Below are 214 nucleotides of genomic sequence, written 5' to 3' on the forward strand. Positions count from 1 at the left end.
TCCGCCGAACTGTACGGGCACCTCATCGCCCAACTCGACGATCGCACCTACAGTCCAGACCTCACCTCACGTGAAGCCTTCGCCGCGATGCAGCAACTGAACACATTGCGCAACATGCTCGATCACTACGCGGCGAACCTGACCGGCGAGTTCGACCGCCTCAAGATGACCGCACCCCAAGGCCGATCGGTGCGAGAACTGTTGATCACCATGG

The 214-nt window shown here is 60.3% G+C and carries 1 pseudogene; it reads left to right on the forward strand.

What is annotated here, in order from left to right:
• A pseudogene (locus tag ACLQ3C_RS21755) lies at positions 1-214 on the forward strand (HNH endonuclease); the annotation flags it as partial.

Origin of the sequence: Gordonia sp. DT30, assembly GCF_049844915.1 — a bacterium.
Taxonomy (GTDB): domain Bacteria; phylum Actinomycetota; class Actinomycetes; order Mycobacteriales; family Mycobacteriaceae; genus Gordonia.